The following is a 19,132-nucleotide window of genomic DNA, read 5'->3' on the forward strand; positions in this document are numbered from 1 at the left end:
TCGGCCTCCACCCGGATCGCTCCGGTGGTGAACCGGCACGAGGAAACGGCGCGGTGCTTGGACTTGAACCGGGGAAATCCGACCTTGGGCCCCTTGCGGGTGCCGTTGCGGGAGGCGGCCCAGTTCTTCAACGCCCGCGCCACCCCGTCGAGGCCGGTGGTGTAGGCCTCTTTGGAGTTGTCGGCCCACCACGGCGCGACGTCGCCCTTGGCGGTGTTCCACGCCCGGCGCAGACCGTACAGCGACCACGCCACCTCGGTCAGGTGTTCATCGGGCACGCCGTAGGACTTCTCCGCCTCCCGCTGGGACAAGGCGGCCTTGATGCGGGCCAGGCCCCAGTTGAAGGCGAACCGCGCCGCGCCGCAGTGGGAGGCGAGCAGGCGCGCCTGCTCGGGGGTGGGGTCCAGGGCGTAGCGGTAGGCCTGGTGGACCCGCATCAACCCTCCCCGTCACGGTACGTCGCCGACCGTCAACGTACCGTAGGAGTCATGATCGATGACTACCCGATCGGCGAAGAGACAGACGCCTGCCTCGGTAGCGCAGGAAGCCGCAGACGGAGCCGGTGGCCTTGCCGGCGGTGTCAGTGGCGGTGGCGGTGGCGGTGGCGTCGAGCTGGATCTCGCAGCCGCCCGCGACCGCCGAGGTGGGGCCGGTGGAGGCGGGCGCACGCCGAGGAAGACGCCTGCGCCGAAGAGACGCAGGCGTACCCCACGGTGGTTGCGCCGTGCGAGGCGAGGGGATCGACGTCTGCGACCAGGATCAGCCGTCCGGCCTTACCGGCGGGCACGGGCAGGATGCCTTCCCGATACCACCGGTAAGCGGTGATCGGGTGGACACCTTGCGCCTTAACCCACTCTTTCACGATCACTCACACATACTGATACACGCTCAACCACCAACTGCTTCCAACCCCGCGCCTGACGGTCGCCGACCTGATCGGCGCCGACGTCATCGAGGCGGGGCCGTAGAGGGGGCGCGCAGCGGGTCGAGGCGGCGGATCAGTTCGATCGCCGCCTCGATGATCCGCTCCGCCTCCGCCTCGCCGTCGCAGGTCGCCACCTCGCGGCCCGCCTCGCCGATGACCGACGTCAGGACGGCGACCGTCAGGCGGTCGAGGGAGGTGCCGCCCGCGCCGAGCAGGACGCCGTTCTGCCGTACCCACTCGCGACCGCGCGTGCGGCGCATCAGCTCGAACCCCGGGGGCCCGCCCCCGTCCATGAACAGCCGGGCCAGATCCCGCCGTTCCCACGACCCCTCGAGAAAGGCGCGGGCGCCGGCGACGAACAGTTCCAGGGGATCGTGGGTGCCCGACTGGCGGGCCTTCGACACCGCGGAGGCCGCGTTCCTCTCGTGCTCGGCCTGGTGGCTCTCCCACAGCGCGAGGAACAGCTCGGTCTTGCCGCCGAAGTGGTGGTAGAGGCTGCCGATGCTCAGGCCGGCGCGCTCGACGACGTCGGCCACCCCGGCGTCGGCGAAACCGTGCTCGGTGAAGACCTCCCTGGCGGCACTGAGCATGCTCGTACGAGTCTGCGCCGTGCGGCTCCACTCCCAGGCGCCTGGCTTGCGTGTCATGTGCCTCTCCGCTGTCCGCCGGACGGAGAGGCTCCGGAACCCCGTCCTGTCCGATGATGGTTCCGTGTTCAGGCGGGGCTGGGAATCCCGTTGCCGCGGAATCCGCGTCCGGCCAGCACGTCGTCGAGGGAGGGGACGGGTACGGAGTCGCGCGGACCGGGCTGCGCGAGCTGGACCAGCACGCCGTGGGCCTCCTTGGGGTGCAGGAACACCTCACGCCACCTCGGGTCGCCCAGGTTGAGGCCGTGCAGGCGGTAGCCGCGCTCGGTGAGCAGGGAGACCGCCAGGTCGATGTCGACCACGTGGAAGTTGAGGTGGTGCACGCCGCCCCGGCCGCGCGTCAGCTCGAAGAAGCTGTCGAAGAAGGTGGATCCCTCGAGCGGCTCCATCAGCTCGATCTTGCCGCCGCCGGGATAGGTGAGCTGCATGGCCCGGTAGCCGCCGAGCTGGTTGTCGCCGCCACGGTGGAAGGTCCCGCCCAGCAGGTCACGATAGACCGGCAGGAGATCCCTGATCCGCGGTGCCGCGACGGCGGTGTGGTCGAAGACGGCGCCGAGTTCCCGAAGTGCCCGGAGCTCCGGTGAGACGTCGTGCACGTGGGCTCCTCGCGGTCGGGGGCCGGGAGACCGGCCAATCCTAGAATTGCATTCTAGTGGCCTCGTCCGTACCGCGCGTCTCGCGGGCGGGGCGTCCGGCCCGCCTCCGCGCGGCGACCTCTCCACGCAGGCTCTCCACGCGGGTGGGACGCCGAACGGAACGTCGAGGGAAAGCGGACCGGAACACCGAACGGAACGCCGGGGAAGGGGAGGCTTCGCCACGCGTTACGGGGTGAGCACGCCGTCACAGGACCAGATGTCCTCGTCGGCGGCATGGTCGAAGTCCTGCCCGTCGATGTGGCGCTCCCGGAAATCGTGCGAGATCCCGGCTCCCCCGTGGCGACATACGCTCCTGAGCGGGTCCCGGTCCACCTCTGAGAGATCCTAGACTCGCGGACCGCGCACCACGCTGCCCACCACGGCGGTCCGTCCGTCTTCACTGAGGGCGACCGTCTCCGTGCCGGGGCCCGGCTTCAGAGCCGCCAGCTTGACCGGTTTCGACGGCTGTGACAGGTCCCAGCGTGGCGCGCCCTTGAAAGTCGGCAGCGAGCACCAGGTCGCCGTTGCGGGCCAGGGCAACGGCGTACACGTCGCGGAAGTCGTCGTCCATCGTCGCCCTGTGGACGGGCTTCGTACGGTCGCCGAGGTCCCAGACGTCCACCCCGCCTTCGCTGGTGCCGAGCACGACCCGACGCCCGTCATGACTGAGCGCGGCAGTCCTCTCGGCGTGGTCCTTGTGATCCAGCTCGGCGACGGTCGCGGGACGGGCCGGGTCCGTCAGATCCCAGACGATCGCGCCCGTGTCGTCGTTCCGAACCGCCACCGCGGTCTTTCCGTCAGCGCTGACGGAAAGACCGTACAGATGGGATCCGGGCACCTTCAGCGTCGATCGGCGAGCCGGATGTGCCTTGCGCCTCAGGTCCCATACCTCGACCACCACGGCCTCCGGTTCGTCCAAGCCGTTATATGCGACCAAGGCCGTCTTCCCGTCGGGAGTCATGGTGATCTGATAGATGAATCCCACCCTGTCGACGTCCGCCTTCGTCATCCTCACCCGGGCCGCACGGCCCGCCACACGGATCGATCCGTTCTCAGCCGGCGGCGCGCACGTAGTCGCTGGGCGCGACCACGCCGTGGCGTCCTTCGCGCAGGACCGCGTCGGCCACCGCCCTGGCGGCCGCGGAGACGTCGGCGTCGCGCCCGACGTGGGCGATGAGCTCGTCGCCGGCGGCCTCGATCCGCGCGACGCCGGGGCCGAGGGCGAGGTCCGCCGCGGCCTGGACGCCGGCGAGGTCGACCCAGCACGAGCGGGCACGCACCCAGCCCGGCCCCCGTTCCACCGGGGGGACGCCGAAGCCGGCCGGGTCGACGTCGCCGTCGGCGGCGGCGACGATGAGCCGCTCGACCCCGCCGAGGATGCCGGCGGTCTCGTCGGCGGTGGCCAGGCGGGCGTCGAGGCCGAGTCCGCAACCGAGCGTGCCTTCCAGCCGGTAGATGTCGAACTCCGCGGGGGCGCCGAACACGCGGTCGCCCGTGCCGGGTTCCACACCGGCCCTCGGCAGGATCACATGCGAGTGACCGGTCGTGTTGTTGACGACCACGTCCCGGTGGCAGCGCATGCCGCGGGCCCGTTCCGCCTCGCCCTGCGCCTCGGAGAGCCGAACCGGGTCGTACCGGCCGTACTTGTAGGCGGCCAGGGCCGCGGCGTTCGTCTGGGAGACCGACCGCAGGAACGAGGGCGACGCGCTGAAGGGAATGATCGTCTCCTGGGCCACCGTGCCGACGTAGTCGCGCAGCTCCGGGGAGAAACGGTTGTTGCACAGGCAGTTCAGCTGGCATCCCGGGGCTCCGGTCCAGTTCGTCAGGAGCGACGCGAACGCGGCCATCACGACCGCCGGCGGCCGCGCGCCCGTCTTCGCCGCGACGTGGGCCAGCGCCTCCGCGGCGGGCCGCGAGCCCAGCAGGACGTGATGATGGCCGCGGGCGCCGGGAAAGCGGAAGGGCAGGCCGAGCGCGCACAACGGCTTCTCGGCCATCTGGCGGGCCCAGTACCTGACCGAACCCTCCAGCCGGCGCTGCCCGGCCGGGGTGAGTTCGTAGGCGGCCTGGTCGGCGGGGTGGTACGCGGCGGGGGGAAGCGGCCGGCCCGCCAGCAGGGCGGCGAGTTCGGCGCGCAGGATCGTCATCGCCGACAGGTCCGCCGCCACGTGCGACACGTGCAGGACGACCAGGAACGGAGCTCCCGACCGGGTCACCACGCTCGCCCTCACCGGAAAGTCGGCGGCGGGGTCGAAAGCCCGGCCGGGCGGGAACCAGTCCTGGCCGGTGCCCGTGGCCTCGACCACGTCGGCGACGAGCGTTCCCGACGCGTGCACGAACTGCTCGCCGTCCCGCAACAGGGTCCGCAGCGCCTCCTGGCGGCCGATCAGCGCGCCCAGAGCCGCGCCGACCGCGTCCATGGTGCTTCCCCGGGGCACGCGCACCATCGTCGACAGGATGTCGGCCGGCCCCGGCAGGTCCGGACTGATCCACTCCAGCACGTTCTTCTGGCCGACCGTAATGGGCCAGCGCCCCGATCGGGAGCCCGAGAAGCAGACCTTCAGGTCGTTCACCTCCGACCACTACCGGTCATCGCGGTCTGCCTCGCACGGGGGCCGCACCGAACCCGGTGCGTGTCCCCCGGCGGTCACCGGCGTGCGGTCCGGCCGGGAGTGATGGCCCTGGCGAGTCGCCTCTCCGCGCCGGCGATGCCCGCCGCGGCCGAACGGCTCGTTCAAGCCCACTCCTTCGCGCCCATCACGTTGCCGTCGAGACACATGCCAATATGGCACTCGACCAAATTGTTGGATCGAGTGCCACATTGGTATTCGTCATCGATCGGCCCGCTCCCGATATCGGTGGGAGAATGGTAAGGAGCGCCATTGGGGTCGTCAAGACGTTAAGTAATATCCGGCTCCTTCTCTTTCGGCCTCGGGCCGGTACTTCCCCGGTTCGGCCCCATGGGGCGAGGACACTCTACGGGGCGGGCCGAACGACTTCGGAAATCGGTTTCACGGTCGTTCAGAGATTGATTTTTCCTGCTCCCGCACCGGAGGTGACGATGGACTTGACGCTGGATGCTCCGTCAAGGCTGTAGGAATACGGGATGGAGGCCACCGAACCGCCTTGCTGCCCGCTGCCGGAACCGGTCAGGTAGTTGTTGCGGGCCACCAGGGTGCCGGGGCCTGACGCGGCCTCGCCCAGGTGGTACGGGTCGTCGACGTTCTCGAAGTAGTTGCCCTCGACCAGCACGCCGGCGCCTTCGGTGGAGGCGACACCGTATCCGCTGACGTTGGAGTAGTAGTTGTTGTAGACGTGCACCGGGTTGCCGAAGCGCACCCGGGGGTTGCGCTGGTTGGTGCCGTCGAGCCAGTTGTGGTGGTAGGTCACGCGCAGGTGGCCCCTGTCCTCGGCGCCGTTGTCGTCGCTGTGCCCGAGCAGCATGGCCTTGTCGTGGGAATACAGACGGTTCCACGACACGGTGACGTAGTCGCTGGCGCGCTTGACGTCGATGGCGCCGTCGTAGCCGTTGGACAGCGTGTTGTGGTCGATCCAGACCCGGGTCGAGTACTGGACGTTGATCGCGTCGTCGTTCCAGTTCCTGAAGGTCAGGTTCCGGATGATCACGTTGGAGGCGTTGGAGACGTTCAGGCCACAGCCGACGATCGCCGCGCCGGAGTTACCGATGATCGTCTTGTTGGAGCCGACCCTCAGCATGCCCGAGCAGGAGATCGTGCCCGACACCCGGATCACCGCCGCGCCCGTCCCCGAGGCCGCGCCGGTCAGGGCCGACGCGCTCGTCACCGTGGTGGCGGACGCACTGCCACCGCCCGTCGTGCCGCCCCCCTGGGTCGCCCAGCCGACCAGGCCGGTGGGGTTGGGCGGTGGCGGTGAGGTGGTCGGAGTGGGCGTCGGGGTAGGGGTCGGGCTGGGGGACGGGCTCGGTGACGGCGAGCCGGTGACCGAACCCGTGCACGCGACCCCGTTGAGGGTGAAGGAGGCAGGTATCGGGTTGGATCCGCTCCAGCTTCCGTTGAAGCCGATCGTGGTGACGGCACCGGTCGCCAGGTCGCCGTTGTGGGGGGCGTTCGCGGCGGTCACCGCGCTGCCGCTCTGGGAGAAGGTCGCGTTCCAGCCCTGCGTCACGGCCTGTCCGGCCGAAAACGACCATTTCAGCTGCCAGCCGGTGAGCGGGTCGCCCAGATTGGTGATCGCGATGTTCGCGCCGAACCCGTCGTTCCACTGGGAGCTCACCGAGTAGCTGACCTGGCAGCCCGGCGCCGCTGAGGCCGGCGCCGCCGAGGCCGGCGCCGTGACGAGACCCGCCGCCAGGCAGAGGGCCCCCGCCGCACCCCCGAGGATCGCCAGGTGTCGTTTTCCCAAGCTCATGCTCTCGCCTCCCTCTTGGGCGTCGGACCGGAGCCGAGCCCCTGAAACCGCAGGTCATTCCCGTGGTTTCGGTGAGCCAAGTTCACTTGAACCCTCACGTCAAGGCGCCGGTCCCGGGCCGGACCTGATCGACCGCCCCGGCGCGGGGAGGCACCGTATCCGGCCAAAGGTCCACGACACCTGTCGTCGGCGTCTCCTGGCTGGTGAGAGGAATGAGCCGTCCCCCGGCCGGGTTCTCGAGGCGGCGGTCGAGGCACCCGCGGTCCGTCCTCAGGCCCCGCCGGCACACGCAAGATCGAAGAAACTTTCATCGCCGGCCCGTGAGAGACGTGAATCAGCGCGGAACATGGACAGATCTCATGCCACGGGCCGGTGACGACACGTACGAAAAGCACAAGAAGTGTCGTCGAAGCTCAACCGTTCAAGTGCTTTCGTAAGAATTCCTGACTCGAAGGCGTCATTCAAATAAGAGGAGAACGACCCGGCGCCCGGCCCGTCGGCGGTCGAAGGGCGGGCAGAAAGATTCAGGCATCGCAGATATGCCGCGCCGGTGTCGTTTTCTCCGAGCCGGACGGTCCGCTCATCACGATCGGCAGCCGAAAACCCACGGGCTCCGTATCCTTTCAGCGTCCTTTCAGCGTCGACGCCGAGGAGCGGAGGGCGGCCGAGCGGCCGGGACGCGGCGGGTGGTGCGACCGGCTCCCGCCGAACGCGACGGCCGGACGGCCCGGGGGGATCGCCCCCTCGGGCCGTCCGGCCGGCGGCCTCAGCCCCCGATCGCGGGTGCGCTCTCAGGAACGGTCTCCGCCACCGCGTCCGGTCTCGGAGTCGCGAGAAGCCCCGCCAGGTGGTCCGCGATCGCGGAGATGGTGGGCTGCTGCCACAGCAGGGTCGCGGGGAGACGGCGGCCGAAGCGCTTCTCCAGGCGCCGCCGGACCATGACGGTCATCACCGAGTCCAGCCCCTGCTCGACGAGGGGACGCCGGGTCGCCAGATCCTCGGGGGCCAGCCTCATCACGGCCGCGATCTCCGCGCGGACCTCGGGCAGGACGCGCTCGCGCAGGTCCTCGGGCGCCAGGCCGGCGAACGACTCCGCGGGTCCCCGGAGATCCTCCTCGGCCGGGGCGGGCGCGTCGATCACCGGATAGCGGAGTCCCGTGAGGTGTCCCACCACCCGGCCGTCCACGTCGGCCAGGAGCGCCCGGACGGTGTCGTCGGCGGCCGGGTCCACGGCCGCGTCGATGATCACCGTCGAGGGCGGCGTGCCGGTCAGCACCACCTCGTCGATGTGCACGACCATGCGCAGCACCGGATCGCCGGGGAACACGCAGGGCGCCACGGACATCGCCGCGTCCAGCGCCGGCGCCCAGCTCCCCGGTTCCCCGGCGCGGGCGGTACGGACGGTGGCCCGCAGCACGCCGTCTCCGCCCAGCAGCGTCTCGATCGTCCAGTCGAAGCCCGTCGAGGGCACGCCGACGGTGGCCAGCCGCCCGTGCACGAACCCGGGATCGATCGGGGTGAGCGCGCCGGCGTCCGGCAGCACGTCGGGTTTCACCTGGCCCGGAGCGGCCACGTTCGCGGTGACGTGCACCAGCCAGGCGGGTTCCGGCTCGTCGGGGCCCGCCGGGGTGCGGGCCGCGAGCCGTACCGCCGGAGGCTCGTGCACGACCTGGACCTGCCTGCGTTCCGCGGTCATCAGCGGATGCATCATCTCCACGTCGGTGAGCGTGACGTCCTCGTCCTCGACCGCGTTCAGGAACGTGTTGACCAGCACGGCGGCGGGCACGATCTCGACCCCGTTGAGGGCGTGGCTGCCCGGGTAGGGCCGGTTGGCGTCCTCCACGCTGGTCCGCCACACCCGGGTCCGGCTGCCCGCGAGGCTGCTCACGGCTCCGAGCAGGGCGTGGGAGTGCACGTCGTGCCCACGGTTGCCGTCCTCGGCGTACGCCTCGCGCCAGTGGCGGCGGTGCTGCCAGGCGTACGGCGGCAGATCGGCCAGGCCGCCGGACGGCTGCAGCCGGCTCCAGTCCACCTCGACACCGTGACAGTGCGCCGTGCCCAGCGCGACGAGGAAGGTCAGCGGCTCCGGCTGGTTCCTGCGCAGCGACGTGCCGACGAACACGTCCTCGAACCCGTTCTCCGAGAGCGTCTCGCTCACCGAGTGCGCGACCACGGGGTGGGGGGAGATCTCCAGGAACACGCGGTGGCCGTCCTGCGCCGCGGCCGCCGTCGCCGCGACCAGCCGCACGGGGTCCCGGAGGTTCGCCGCCCAGTACGCGCCGTCCAGGACGGGCGTCGAGCGGGGGTCCGCCAGCGCGGTCGTGTACATGGGGATGCGCGGCGCCCCGAACGAGAGATCGGCGACGGCGGCGGCCAGCTCGACGGCCAGAGGGTCCATGTGCGGGCTGTGGAAGGCGACGTCCGACGCCACCCGCCGCACCACGATGCCCTCGACCGGCCACTCGTTCACCACCTCCTCGACCGCGGCGACGTCGCCGGACAGCACGGTGGAGCCGGGGGCCGACGCGATCGCGGCCACCAGGTCGCTGCGGCCGGCCAGCCTCTCCGCCGCCTCCTCGAAGGACAGGTCGACCATCACCATGGCCCCCTTGCCCTCGGCCCGGCGCAGCAGCCGGGAGCGGCGGCAGATCAGCCGGGCGCCGTCGGCGACGGTCATCGCGCCGGCCGTCACCGCCGCCGCGAGCTCGCCGACGGAGTGGCCGATGACGGCCTTCGGAGCGACCCCGTACGCGTTCCAGAGCCTGGCGAGGCCCAGCTGCATCACGAAGATCATGGTTTGCACGCGGTCGATGGTGTCGAGATCGCCGTCGGCCAGGACCTGCCGGGGGGAGAAGCCGATCTCCTCGGCGAAGATCGGCTCCACCTCGTCGACCAGGGACGCGAACTCCGGCACGGCGAGCAGTTCCCGCCCCATCCCGCGCCACTGGCAGCCCTGCCCGGAGAAGACCCAGACCGGCCCCGGGCCGAGCTCGGGCAGCACGTCGCCGGTGAGGACGGCCTCGGCGGGCACGTCCTCCGCGAGCCTGCGCAGGCCGGCCGCCAGCTCGCCCGCGTCCGCCCCGACCACGACGGCGCGACGGGCCAGATGGGTGCGCCGGAGCGCCAGCGTGTGCCCCGCCGACGCCAGGTCGAGCCCGTTGCCGAGGTGGTCGGCGAGCTTGCCCGCGTACTGCCGCAGAGCCTGCTCCGACGCGGCCGACAGCGGGAACAGCCGCTCTCCCGTCCCCTCGCGCAGGGGCGTCTCCCGGGACTCCCGGGCCTCCTGGACCGGAGGAGCCTGCTCGAGCACGATGTGCGCGACCGTGCCGCCGTACCCGAAGCTGGAGACGCCCGCCCGGCTGGGGTGGTCGCGCTCCGGCCAGGCCGACCGCTCGGTCACCACCCGAAGGCCCGAGGTCTCCCACGAGATGGCCGGGTTGAGACTGGTCAGCACGCTCGGGGGGATCTCGCCGCGGTCGAGGGCGAGCACCGCCTTGATGACGCCGGTGATGCCGGCGGCGCCTTCGAGGTGACCGATGTTGGACTTGACCGAGCCGATGAGGCACGGGTCTCCGGGGGGTCGCCGCGTGCCGTACACGGAGGAGAGCGCCCCCGCCTCCAGCGGGTCGCCGAGCCGGGTCCCGGTGCCGTGCGCCTCGATGTAGTCGACGGTGGACGGCTCGACGCCCGCCTGTCGGCAGGCCCGGACCATCACGTGTTCCTGGGCCTCCCCGCACGGCGCCATGATCCCGTTGGTGTGCCCGTCCTGGTTCACGGCGCTGCCGATGACGAGCGCGAGGATCCGGTCACCGTCGCGCCGCGCGTCGGACAGCCGCTTGAGCACGACCACGCCGCAGCCCTCTCCGCGTCCGTAGCCGTCGGCCGACGCGTCGAACGACTTGGACCGCCCGTCGGGGGCGAGGGCCCCGGCCGTGCCGAGCGTGAGGGTCTGGCCCGGGGTGACCAGCAGGTTGACGCCGCCGGCGAGGGCGACGTCGTTCTCGCCGAGCCGCAGGCTCTGCGCGGCCAGGTGCAGCGCGACCAGCGACGCCGAGCAGGCGGTGTCGATCGCCATGCTGGGTCCGCGCAGGTCGAGGGAGTAGGAGATGCGATTGGCGACGGCGCAGGTCGCGGCGCCGATCCCGGTCCACGCCTCGATCTGGGGCAGGTCCTCCAGGAGGCGGCCTCCGTAGTCGGCGGTGCAGACTCCCATGAACACCCCGGCGTCGGTGCCGGCCAGCTGGTGCGGCGGCAGGCCGGCGTGCTCCAGGGCCTCCCACGCGGTCTCCATCAGGATCCGCTGCTGCGGGTCCATCAGCTCGGCCTCGCGGGGCGACAGGCCGAAGAACTCCGCGTCGAAGCCCTCGATGTCGCTCAGGAAGCTGCCGTGACGCACGGCGTCACGCAGCGCGGCGGCGTACTCGGGGCTCCGGTTCTCGTACCGGCGCCAGCGTTCGGCGGGCAGCGGCCGGGTCGTGTTCCGGCCGGCGCGCAGCAGGTCCCAGAACTCGTCCGGTGAGCGGACGTCGCCGGGAAGGCGGCATCCGATCCCGATCACCGCCACTGGTTCCACCCGGACTCCGCGCGGACTGTCGACCATCTGCGTTCGTTTCCCTTCGGTTCAGGCCCACTCTTCGGTTCAGGCCCACTGAGGATTGTCGATGATCTTGATCACGGCGCTGGAGACGGTCACTCCCGGCCCGGTGCCGAGCATCAGCATGTGGTCGCCGGGGCCCAGCTGCCCGGTCATGAGCAGGTGGTCGAGGGAAAGGATCTGGTCGCTGGCGCCGCAGTGGCCGATGGTGCGGCCGTAGTCCCAGGTCGAGTGGGACATGGGCAGGTCGAGCATGGCCATGCACCGCTGTTCGACGATCTCCTCCGAGTAGTTCATGAACGCCACCCGGGTGAGATCGCGGGCCTCGATCCCGCTCTCGGCCAGCGCGCGCTCGACGACCTCCATCAACGCCCGCTGGATCTTGAACAGCGCCGCGGTGGCCTCGCCCTTGGACATGACCTGCTGCCGAAACTGCTCGTTCCTGGCCGCGAAGCTCATCTTGCGCCCGACCGTGACGCCCGGGGGGAACAGGGGTTCGCTGCCCCGGTGCAGTTCCTCGGCCTCGGTCACCGTCGTCGTGCAGACCGACGTCAGGCGCGCGAAACCCGTCCCCTTGGCGAGCACGAGCGCGCTCGCGGCGTCCCCGCCGATGTAGCCGGGGCCCATCCGCCACCGGTCCATCAGCGGGGTGCCGTAGTTGTCGGCGGCGACCAGCAGGGCGGCCTGCCGGCCGGGGGCGGCGTCCAGGTGGCCGGCCGCGAGTTCCAGGGCGATGAACATCCCGTTGCAGCCCTGCCGGACCTCGGTGGCCAGGACGTCCCCGCCGACGAGATGACGCTGCAGGTAGGAGTGCGGGGGCCAGCCGTCCGGTCCCTGGTGCCAGGTCGAGGCGTACAGGAGGAGATCCAGGTCGGCCGGCGCCCGCCCGCTGCGCTTGATCGCGCTCCGCGCCGCGTGCAGGGCCATCTCCGGTGCCGGTACGTCACCGGCCACCACCGCCCCGGCCAGGTTGTGCAGCTCGGCCTCCTCGGCCGGGTACCAGCCCTTGGCGACGGCTTTCTCGACGCTGACGACGGTCCGGGGGAGGAAGGCTCCCACTCCGCTGATGTACGTGTCCGCCAACTGCATGACTCTGCCCTCGCCCCGGCTAGACGGTTTCGAGTTCTCTGACCATCGCCACGATGGTCACGACGTCCCGGAAGTTCTCGGGGTCGAGCTTCGCGGCGGGGACCGGGACGCCGACGTCCCTGCGGAGGAAGTTCAGCAGCCGCGCCGTTCGCAGGGAGTCCAGGAGACCCGACACCAGGAGCGGGGTCGTCTCGTCGACCTTGATGTCGTCGCCGTCCTGGACGAGATTCTCCTGGATGAAGTCGACCAGCCTTCGCGTGAGCTCGGTCGTGCGCGTGTCCGTGAGCTCGGTCATGCGCGTGCCCCTTCCGTGACGGGAGAGGTGGAGAGGATCCTGAACGCCGCCGCGGCGACGGACGTTCCCGAGCCGAACCCGACCATGAGCAGGTGATCGCCGGCCACGAGCCCGCCGGTCGCGATCAGATGCTCGAAGGCGATGAACTGGTCCACCGCGCCGCAATGGCCCACGCGCCTCCCGTAGTCCCAGGTCGTCTGGTCCTCGTCGATGCCCAGCCAGGACATCTGCCCGTCCAGGTCCTCGCGGCGGCCGTGCGGCAACGCCACCCGCGTGATGTCGGCGAGTCCGATCCCGGCCTCGTCCAGGGTCCGTTCGACCTGCTGCATCATCGTTTTCTGGATCGTCAGGTGGATCCCGGTTCCCTGCGCCTTGAGCAGCCGCTGGCGGAACTCCTCGTGGCGGTCCCCGAAGCTCAGCCCTCTGCCGACGGTGGCGTCCGGGGGGAACAGGGGGTAGGCGCCGTCGTTGACCGCGTCGGCCTCCGGGATCACCGTCGCGTTCACCGACAGGAGCTCGGCCATGCCGTACCCCTTGCCGAGGAGGAGCGCGGCCGCGGCGTCGCCGATCAGCGCGCCGGGGGTCATCCGCCAGCGGTCCACCAGCGGGGTGCCGTGGTTGTCCGAGGAGACGACCATGGCCGTCTCGCGGTCCGCGTCTGCCTGCAGATAGCTCGCCGCCAGCTCGAGCGAGCTGATCATCCCTACGCAGCCGCTCCGGATCTCGAACGCCGGCACGTTCCCGCCGAGAAGGTGCATCTGCAGGTAGTGCTGGGGCTGCCAGCCGTTCGGGCCCTGGTGCCAGACCGAGGGGTAGAGCAGGAGGTCGAGATCGCGCGGGGAGGACTCGCCCCAGCGCTCGTACGCGTCCAGGACCGCGAGCCGCGCCATCTCGGGCGCGGACATGTCGCCGGCCACCGCCGCGCCGATCTGCTGGAACCTCTCGACCTCCTCGGCCGGGTACCAGCCCTCGCGAACCGCCTGCTCGACGCTCACACTGTCAGGCACATAGACGCCGAGACTCCTGACGAACATGTTGGATGTACGCACACGTTTCCTAACTCATCAACTCATCGACGATCCCGGACAACGGCCTTCGGGCAGCGGAAGGCGGCTTATCCGATTTATTTCGGGGCTCGGGATGTCAAGCGATACCGGCCGGTCGACGAAAACAACGGAAAATAGGTCGGCGAGCCGTCAGGGGCAAGAGTAGGGGCGGCTCATCGGGTAAAGCAATATGAACACGAGCAATCCGGCCGGTGACATTCCGTGATCAGGGTCCGACGGAAAGTGTTCGCCTTCGGAAATGCGCCTTTCCGCTCCACGTCGCGGTTTCCCCGAATGTAACTTTCAGAATCCGGGCGAGGTGAGAACGGCGCCGGGCCGTCGCCATTCGGCTCGGGCCCGGCGCGTCGTCTCAGGCGGGCACTCTCGTGCAGACGGTGTTGTTGAGCTTGAACTGGGCCGGAATGGCGTTCGTCCCGGTGACGGTCGCCGTGAATCCGAGGCTCTGACTGGAGCCGGGGCCGATGAAGGAGTTACTGCCGACGTCGCGGGCGGTCACCTGGGTGCCGACCTGGGTCACCGCGGCGTTCCAGGCGGTCGTGATCTGCTGGTTTCCCGACCAGGCCCACGTCAGGGTCCAGTCGTCGACGGGGGTCGTGCCGGTGTTCCTGACGGCCACGTTGCCGTTGAAGGCGCCGTTCCAGGCCCCGGTGGCCGCGTAGGTGACCTCGCAGGAGGTGCCCATCTTGAGCCCGCCGCGCAGGAAGTTCGCGAAGTTGGCCCAGGTGGGGTTCAACGTGCCGGTGCCGACGGTCTCGGTGCAGTCGGTGGTGGTGCGGACGGTCTGCATGCCGTACTGGGCGGGGTCCATGATCTGGGGCATCATGTGGTCCGCGGCGGGCACCGAGACGAACGTGGCGTCGCCGCACTGGGCCTTGATCCTGTTGTAGAGCAGGACGCTCTGCCCGTGCGGTACCAGGAAGTCGGCCTGGCCGTGCAGGAACATCAGCGGCGGGTCGTTGGCGTCGACGTAGGTCATCGGATTGGCCTGGGCCACCGTGGCCGGGCAGGTCTGGATCGGGCAGCCGACCAGGAGGGACTCCGGGGAGGCGGGAGAGTTGTGGTCGAGCCCGCCGGTCGGCAGGTTCTGCGCGTTCATCTGCAGGAAGTCGGTCGGGCTGTAGAAGGCGAGTCCCACCTGCACGGCGCTGGAGACGCCGGTCGTGCCGACGGTGCCCTCCATCGCCGCCACGCCGCCGGACAGGGTGGCCATCTCCGTCAGCCAGCCGCCCGAGGAGTCGCCCATGATCGCGAAGCGATTGGGGTCGAGCTGGTAGGTGGCGGCGTTCGCGCGCAACCAGCGGATGGCCGCCTTGATGTCGTGCACCTGGGCCGGGAAGATCGCCTGAGCGCTGGACCGGACGCTGACGCCGGCCACGGCGAAGCCCAGAGGGTTGAAGATGGCCGCGATCGCGTCCGCGCCGGCCTTGCCGTCGTCGCTCGTCCACGCCGAGCCGGTGTGCCAGATCAGCAGCGGCCGGGGCGTGATGCCGGTGGACGGCAGGTGGAGGTCCAGCAGATGCCCCCTGCTGCCGGCTGGTTGTGCGGGCGCGTAAGCGATATCGGTGATCACCTGCATGGCGTGAGCCGGCGGCGCGAAGGGCGCTGACAGGCCGACGGCGGCCAGCATGGTCATCGCAATGCCGACAATCATGGCCCTGCGGATTGGAACTTGCATGGTGCGACTCCGGTCGGGTCGGATGATCGCCGCTTCCCCGGTGACCGTCCGTGTCTCCTCCCGTGCCGGGGCAGCCATCATCGGCATGCCGACCGTGGTGCCTGCGAGAACAACGTCCTGCTCGAGTGTCGCGACTTACATCGATATGGGCGGGGCGACGATATGACACGTAAGTGACGATGGTCAAAGTCTTCCGCATGTCGTTTCCATCGAACAGGAAAAATGGCATAAATCGTACTTTGGAGAGCATGTAGTGCGAACACCCTACAGATCATCCATGGCATGCACGGGCGGTCGGATACGCTCCTACAGGGCCTTTCACGGCCGCCAGGTCTGGAATTGGACGACGGCCGCAGCCCTCGAGAAGGGGCGACCAGGGAAGCGGCACCGCCTTTACCGGCGGTGAATACCCGTGGAACACGCGCACCCGGCGACAGTGCCGCCGGAAGTTTCGGCTCCTTTCCTCGATTGATTCGGGCACACCAATATTCCTGGTGCGTGGTGAGTGATAATGTCCACGGTCATGATCTCCACAGTCACAGGAGGACGAATGCGAAAGGTACGCGCTGTTCTCGTCTCGGCCGTCATGGTTCTCGGGGTGTCGCTGACGATCGGTGCCGCCCCGGCGCACGCCGAGAGTCTGGCCGGCGTCTTCAGGGACCACTCGGAGTGCGAGCGGATCGGAACCCAAGGCGTCAACCAGGAGTGGTGGGACGACTACTCATGCGAGTGGGAGAGCCGGTACCGCTATTACTTCCTCTACGCGTGACCCCGTGAGACGCACGCGCCCCCGCTCCGACCTCCCGCCCCGGCAGACCGTCCACCGGCACTTCGCGTGCCGGGAAGACCGGGGAGTGACCCGGCGAACCGTGGACGCGCCGCGTCGGAGGGTTCGCGGCAGGACCGGCGACGTCGGTTGACCTGACCACCCGGCTCGTCGGCAAGGGAACGCTCTCAAGGCGAGGGGATTTCGAGCCCCTCGCCTCTTCGGCGCGAACGAAGATCCTCCGGGCGTGTTTTCGCCCGCGGTACGGCCCGCCTCCTGGCGGAAGACCGCCATCCGATGCACCGTTTACCTCGGCCGCCACGGGTAGGCGGGGGGCCACACACATCGCGACGAGGAGAGCCCGCACATGACGAGCGAAGGACTGTGGAGCTATCGCGAGGGCGTTTACGGTCCCGACGAGACGATGAGCGTCATCGGCTTCGACGTGGAGGCCGTCGACGGCAAGGTCGGCCTGGTGGAGGAGGAGAGCAACGTGACCGACGACAGCTACGTCGTGGCCGACGTCGGTTCCTGGCTCTCCGGCAGGAAGGTCGTGCTCCCGGCCAGCACGGTGATCCGGATCGACCGCCAGGAGCGCAAGATGTACATCTCGCGGACCAAGCAGGAGATCCAGGACGCGCCGGAGTACGACGCGGCGACATACCGGCAGAGCGTCTACCGCCAGGAGCTGGGCGGTTACTACGGCGCCTTCTCCGCCGCCCTCTGACCGCTACGGCGACGAGACGGCACCACACCACCACACGGCACACGGCGACGAGACGGCACAGAGCCGGGGAGAGCCCGCCCGCCACCGGGCCCCCGTCCGGCGGTCGCGTCGCCGTCCGGCGGCGGGGGCGTGATCCGCGGACCACGGGGCCTCCCGGGGCGGGAACCGGAACGGGTCTCCCGCCCGCAGAGATCGTCCATCGGGTCCGGCACGCGTCTCCCGGGGCGGTCAACACGATCGACGTGGCGAAGAAGGTCCGCGAGCAGAGAGGCGTGGCGCGAGATGCCGACGATAGGCCTGGTGGGAACTCTGGACACCAAGGGATGGGAGTACGCCTGGCTCCATGACCGGCTGCTCGCCCTCGACTGTGACGTCGTCCTGGTCGACGCGGGCATCGGCGAGGCGCGGGTGCCCGCCGACGTCGGCAACGACCGGGTCGCGCTGGCGGCCGGGGCCGACGTCGCGACGCTGCGCGCGACCGGTGACCGGGGAGCGGCCGTCACGGCGATGGGCGAGGGCGCCGCCGCCGTCCTCGCCGAGCTGTACGCCCAGGGCCGCCTCGACGGCGTGCTCGCGGTGGGCGGCAGCGGCGGGTCCTCGATCGCGGCGCGGGCCGTCAGGGACCTGCCGATCGGGCTGCCCAAGCTCATCGTCTCGACCATGGCCTCCGGCGACGTGTCGCCCTACGTGGGGACCAAGGACGTCACGCTGATGTACAGCGTCGTCGACCTCGCCGGGATCAACCGCGTCTCCGCGCGCATCCTCGGCAACGCCGCGGCGGCCATGGCCGGCATGGTGAGCATCCCGTCCCCGGTCGTCGAGGACGGCCGCCCGCTCGTGGCCGCGTCGATGTTCGGCGCGACCACGCCGGCGGTCGACGCCGCCAGGCGACGGCTGGACGAGCTCGGCTACGAGGTGCTGGTCTTCCACGCCACCGGCTCCGGCGGGCGGGCCCTGGAGTCGATGGCCCGGAGCGGCCTGATCTCGGGCGTGCTCGACCTCACCACCACCGAACTCGCCGACGACCTGGTCGGCGGGGTCCTGTCGGCCGGCCCCGACCGGCTGACCGCGGCCGGAGCGCGCGGCGTGCCCCAGGTGGTCGCCCCCGGCGCGCTGGACATGGTCAACTTCGGTCCTCGCGACACCGTTCCCGAGCCCTTCGGTGACCGCCTGCTGTACGTCCACAACCCGGCCGTGACCCTGATGCGGACCACGGCCGAGGAGATGGGTGAGCTCGGCCGCCGGATGGCCGCCAAGCTGAGCTCGGCCACCGGCCCGACCGTGCTGTTCGTCCCGCGCCGCGGCGTCTCCGCCCTCGACGCCGAGGGGGCGCCCTTCCGCGATCCCAAGGCCGACGAGTCCTGCTTCGACGCCCTGGACGAAGGGCTGCGCGGCTCGGCCGTCGAGGTCGAGAAGCTGGACCTGCACGTCAACGACCCCGCCTTCGGCCGCGCCATGGCCGACCGGCTGCACCTGATGATCACCGCGAGGTACGCCGCGTGAACCGGGGGGACGTCCTCGCCAGGCTGCGCCGTACCGTCGCCGAGGACCGGCCGATCATCGGCGCGGGCGCCGGCACCGGGCTGTCCGCCAAGTGCGCGGAGGAGGGCGGCGTCGACCTGATCATCATCTACAACTCCGGCCGCTACCGGATGGCGGGCCGGGGCTCGCTCGCCGGGCTGTTGCCGTACGGCGACGCCAACCAGATCGTCGTGGAGATGGCCGCCGAGGTGCTTCCCGTCGTCAGGGACACCCCGGTGCTCGCCGGGGTGTGCGGCACCGACCCGTTCCGGCTGATGCCCAGGTTCCTCGACCAGCTCGTGGCCATGGGCTTCGCCGGGGTGCAGAACTTCCCGACCGTCGGCCTGTACGACGGGGTCTTCCGGCAGAACCTGGAGGAGACCGGGATGGGCTACGACCTGGAGGTCGAGATGATCAGGCTGGCGCGCGAGCGCGACCTGGTCACCGCCCCCTACGTCTTCGACCCCGCCCAGGCGCGGGCCATGGCCGAGGCGGGCGCCGACGTCCTCGTCCCGCACGTCGGGCTCACCACCAAGGGCAGCATCGGCGCCGGCACCGCGCTGTCCCTGGACGAGGCGGTCGAACGGGTCCAGGCGATGCGCGACGCCGCGGTGGCGGTCCGCCCCGACGTCCTCGTGCTCTGCCACGGCGGGCCCATCGCCGAACCGCGGGACGCGGCCCACGTGCTGGCCCGTACCGAGGGCGTGGTGGGCTTCTTCGGCGCGTCGTCGGTGGAGCGCCTGCCGACGGAGCGCGCCATCACCGAGCAGGTGCGCGCCTTCAAGTCACTGACGTTCTAGCC

General features: G+C 70.5%; 15 protein-coding genes. 4 read left to right on the plus strand and 11 right to left on the minus strand.

What is annotated here, in order from left to right; all coding sequences use genetic code 11:
* The 11 genes from ACVCAG_RS10800 to ACVCAG_RS10850 form a co-directional block, all read right to left on the minus strand.
* The coding region (locus ACVCAG_RS10800) for a helix-turn-helix domain-containing protein (protein ID WP_440083184.1) at positions 1-437 on the minus strand (437 nt) is incomplete at its 3' end.
* 511 nt (positions 438-948) lie between these two features.
* Positions 949-1,572, minus strand: coding sequence for a TetR family transcriptional regulator (locus tag ACVCAG_RS10805; RefSeq protein WP_440083185.1), 624 nt, complete (start codon positions 1,570-1,572; stop codon positions 949-951).
* Positions 1,573-1,640: 68 nt separating this feature from the next.
* Positions 1,641-2,168: a VOC family protein gene (locus tag ACVCAG_RS10810; RefSeq protein ID WP_440083186.1), complete on the minus strand. Its 528-nt coding sequence runs from the start codon at positions 2,166-2,168 to the stop codon at positions 1,641-1,643.
* Between the two features lie 436 nt (positions 2,169-2,604).
* Complete coding sequence (locus tag ACVCAG_RS10815) at positions 2,605-3,216, minus strand: WD40 repeat domain-containing protein (RefSeq protein WP_447189792.1); 612 nt, start codon at positions 3,214-3,216, stop codon at positions 2,605-2,607.
* Between the two features lie 43 nt (positions 3,217-3,259).
* Positions 3,260-4,780 (minus strand): condensation domain-containing protein, encoded by a 1,521-nt coding sequence (locus ACVCAG_RS10820; protein ID WP_440083188.1) that lies wholly within the window; start codon positions 4,778-4,780, stop codon positions 3,260-3,262.
* Between the two features lie 448 nt (positions 4,781-5,228).
* A complete protein-coding gene (locus ACVCAG_RS10825) occupies positions 5,229-6,596 on the minus strand; it encodes a pectate lyase family protein (protein WP_447189793.1) in 1,368 nt (455 codons plus the stop codon).
* A gap of 766 nt (positions 6,597-7,362) precedes the next feature.
* Positions 7,363-11,169 (minus strand): beta-ketoacyl synthase N-terminal-like domain-containing protein, encoded by a 3,807-nt coding sequence (locus tag ACVCAG_RS10830; RefSeq protein ID WP_440083190.1) that lies wholly within the window; start codon positions 11,167-11,169, stop codon positions 7,363-7,365.
* 66 nt (positions 11,170-11,235) lie between these two features.
* Complete coding sequence (locus tag ACVCAG_RS10835) at positions 11,236-12,279, minus strand: ketoacyl-ACP synthase III family protein (protein WP_440083191.1); 1,044 nt, start codon at positions 12,277-12,279, stop codon at positions 11,236-11,238.
* Positions 12,280-12,298: 19 nt separating this feature from the next.
* Entirely contained in the window at positions 12,299-12,574 is a 276-nt protein-coding gene (locus ACVCAG_RS10840; RefSeq protein ID WP_440083192.1) for a hypothetical protein, read from the minus strand.
* Positions 12,571-13,581, minus strand: a complete 1,011-nt coding sequence (locus tag ACVCAG_RS10845) for a ketoacyl-ACP synthase III family protein (protein ID WP_440083193.1) — start codon at positions 13,579-13,581, stop codon at positions 12,571-12,573. Before ACVCAG_RS10845 ends, ACVCAG_RS10840 begins: the two co-directional genes overlap by 4 nt.
* A gap of 409 nt (positions 13,582-13,990) precedes the next feature.
* Positions 13,991-15,292 (minus strand): cellulose binding domain-containing protein, encoded by a 1,302-nt coding sequence (locus tag ACVCAG_RS10850; protein ID WP_440083194.1) that lies wholly within the window; start codon positions 15,290-15,292, stop codon positions 13,991-13,993.
* A gap of 574 nt (positions 15,293-15,866) precedes the next feature.
* Here ACVCAG_RS10850 and ACVCAG_RS10855 point away from each other — a divergent pair.
* The 4 genes from ACVCAG_RS10855 to ACVCAG_RS10870 all read left to right on the plus strand — a co-directional run bounded on the left by ACVCAG_RS10855 (position 15,867) and on the right by ACVCAG_RS10870 (position 19,130).
* Positions 15,867-16,085, plus strand: coding sequence for a hypothetical protein (locus tag ACVCAG_RS10855; protein ID WP_440083195.1), 219 nt, complete (start codon positions 15,867-15,869; stop codon positions 16,083-16,085).
* A gap of 364 nt (positions 16,086-16,449) precedes the next feature.
* Positions 16,450-16,809: a PRC-barrel domain containing protein gene (locus ACVCAG_RS10860; protein ID WP_440083196.1), complete on the plus strand. Its 360-nt coding sequence runs from the start codon at positions 16,450-16,452 to the stop codon at positions 16,807-16,809.
* Between the two features lie 282 nt (positions 16,810-17,091).
* Positions 17,092-18,312: a Tm-1-like ATP-binding domain-containing protein gene (locus tag ACVCAG_RS10865; protein ID WP_440083197.1), complete on the plus strand. Its 1,221-nt coding sequence runs from the start codon at positions 17,092-17,094 to the stop codon at positions 18,310-18,312.
* Positions 18,309-19,130 (plus strand): phosphoenolpyruvate hydrolase family protein, encoded by an 822-nt coding sequence (locus ACVCAG_RS10870; protein WP_440083198.1) that lies wholly within the window; start codon positions 18,309-18,311, stop codon positions 19,128-19,130. The genes ACVCAG_RS10865 and ACVCAG_RS10870 overlap by 4 nt, the downstream gene beginning before the upstream one ends.
* Positions 19,131-19,132: the final 2 nt, after the last annotated feature.

The organism is Streptosporangium sp. G12 (assembly GCF_052983175.1).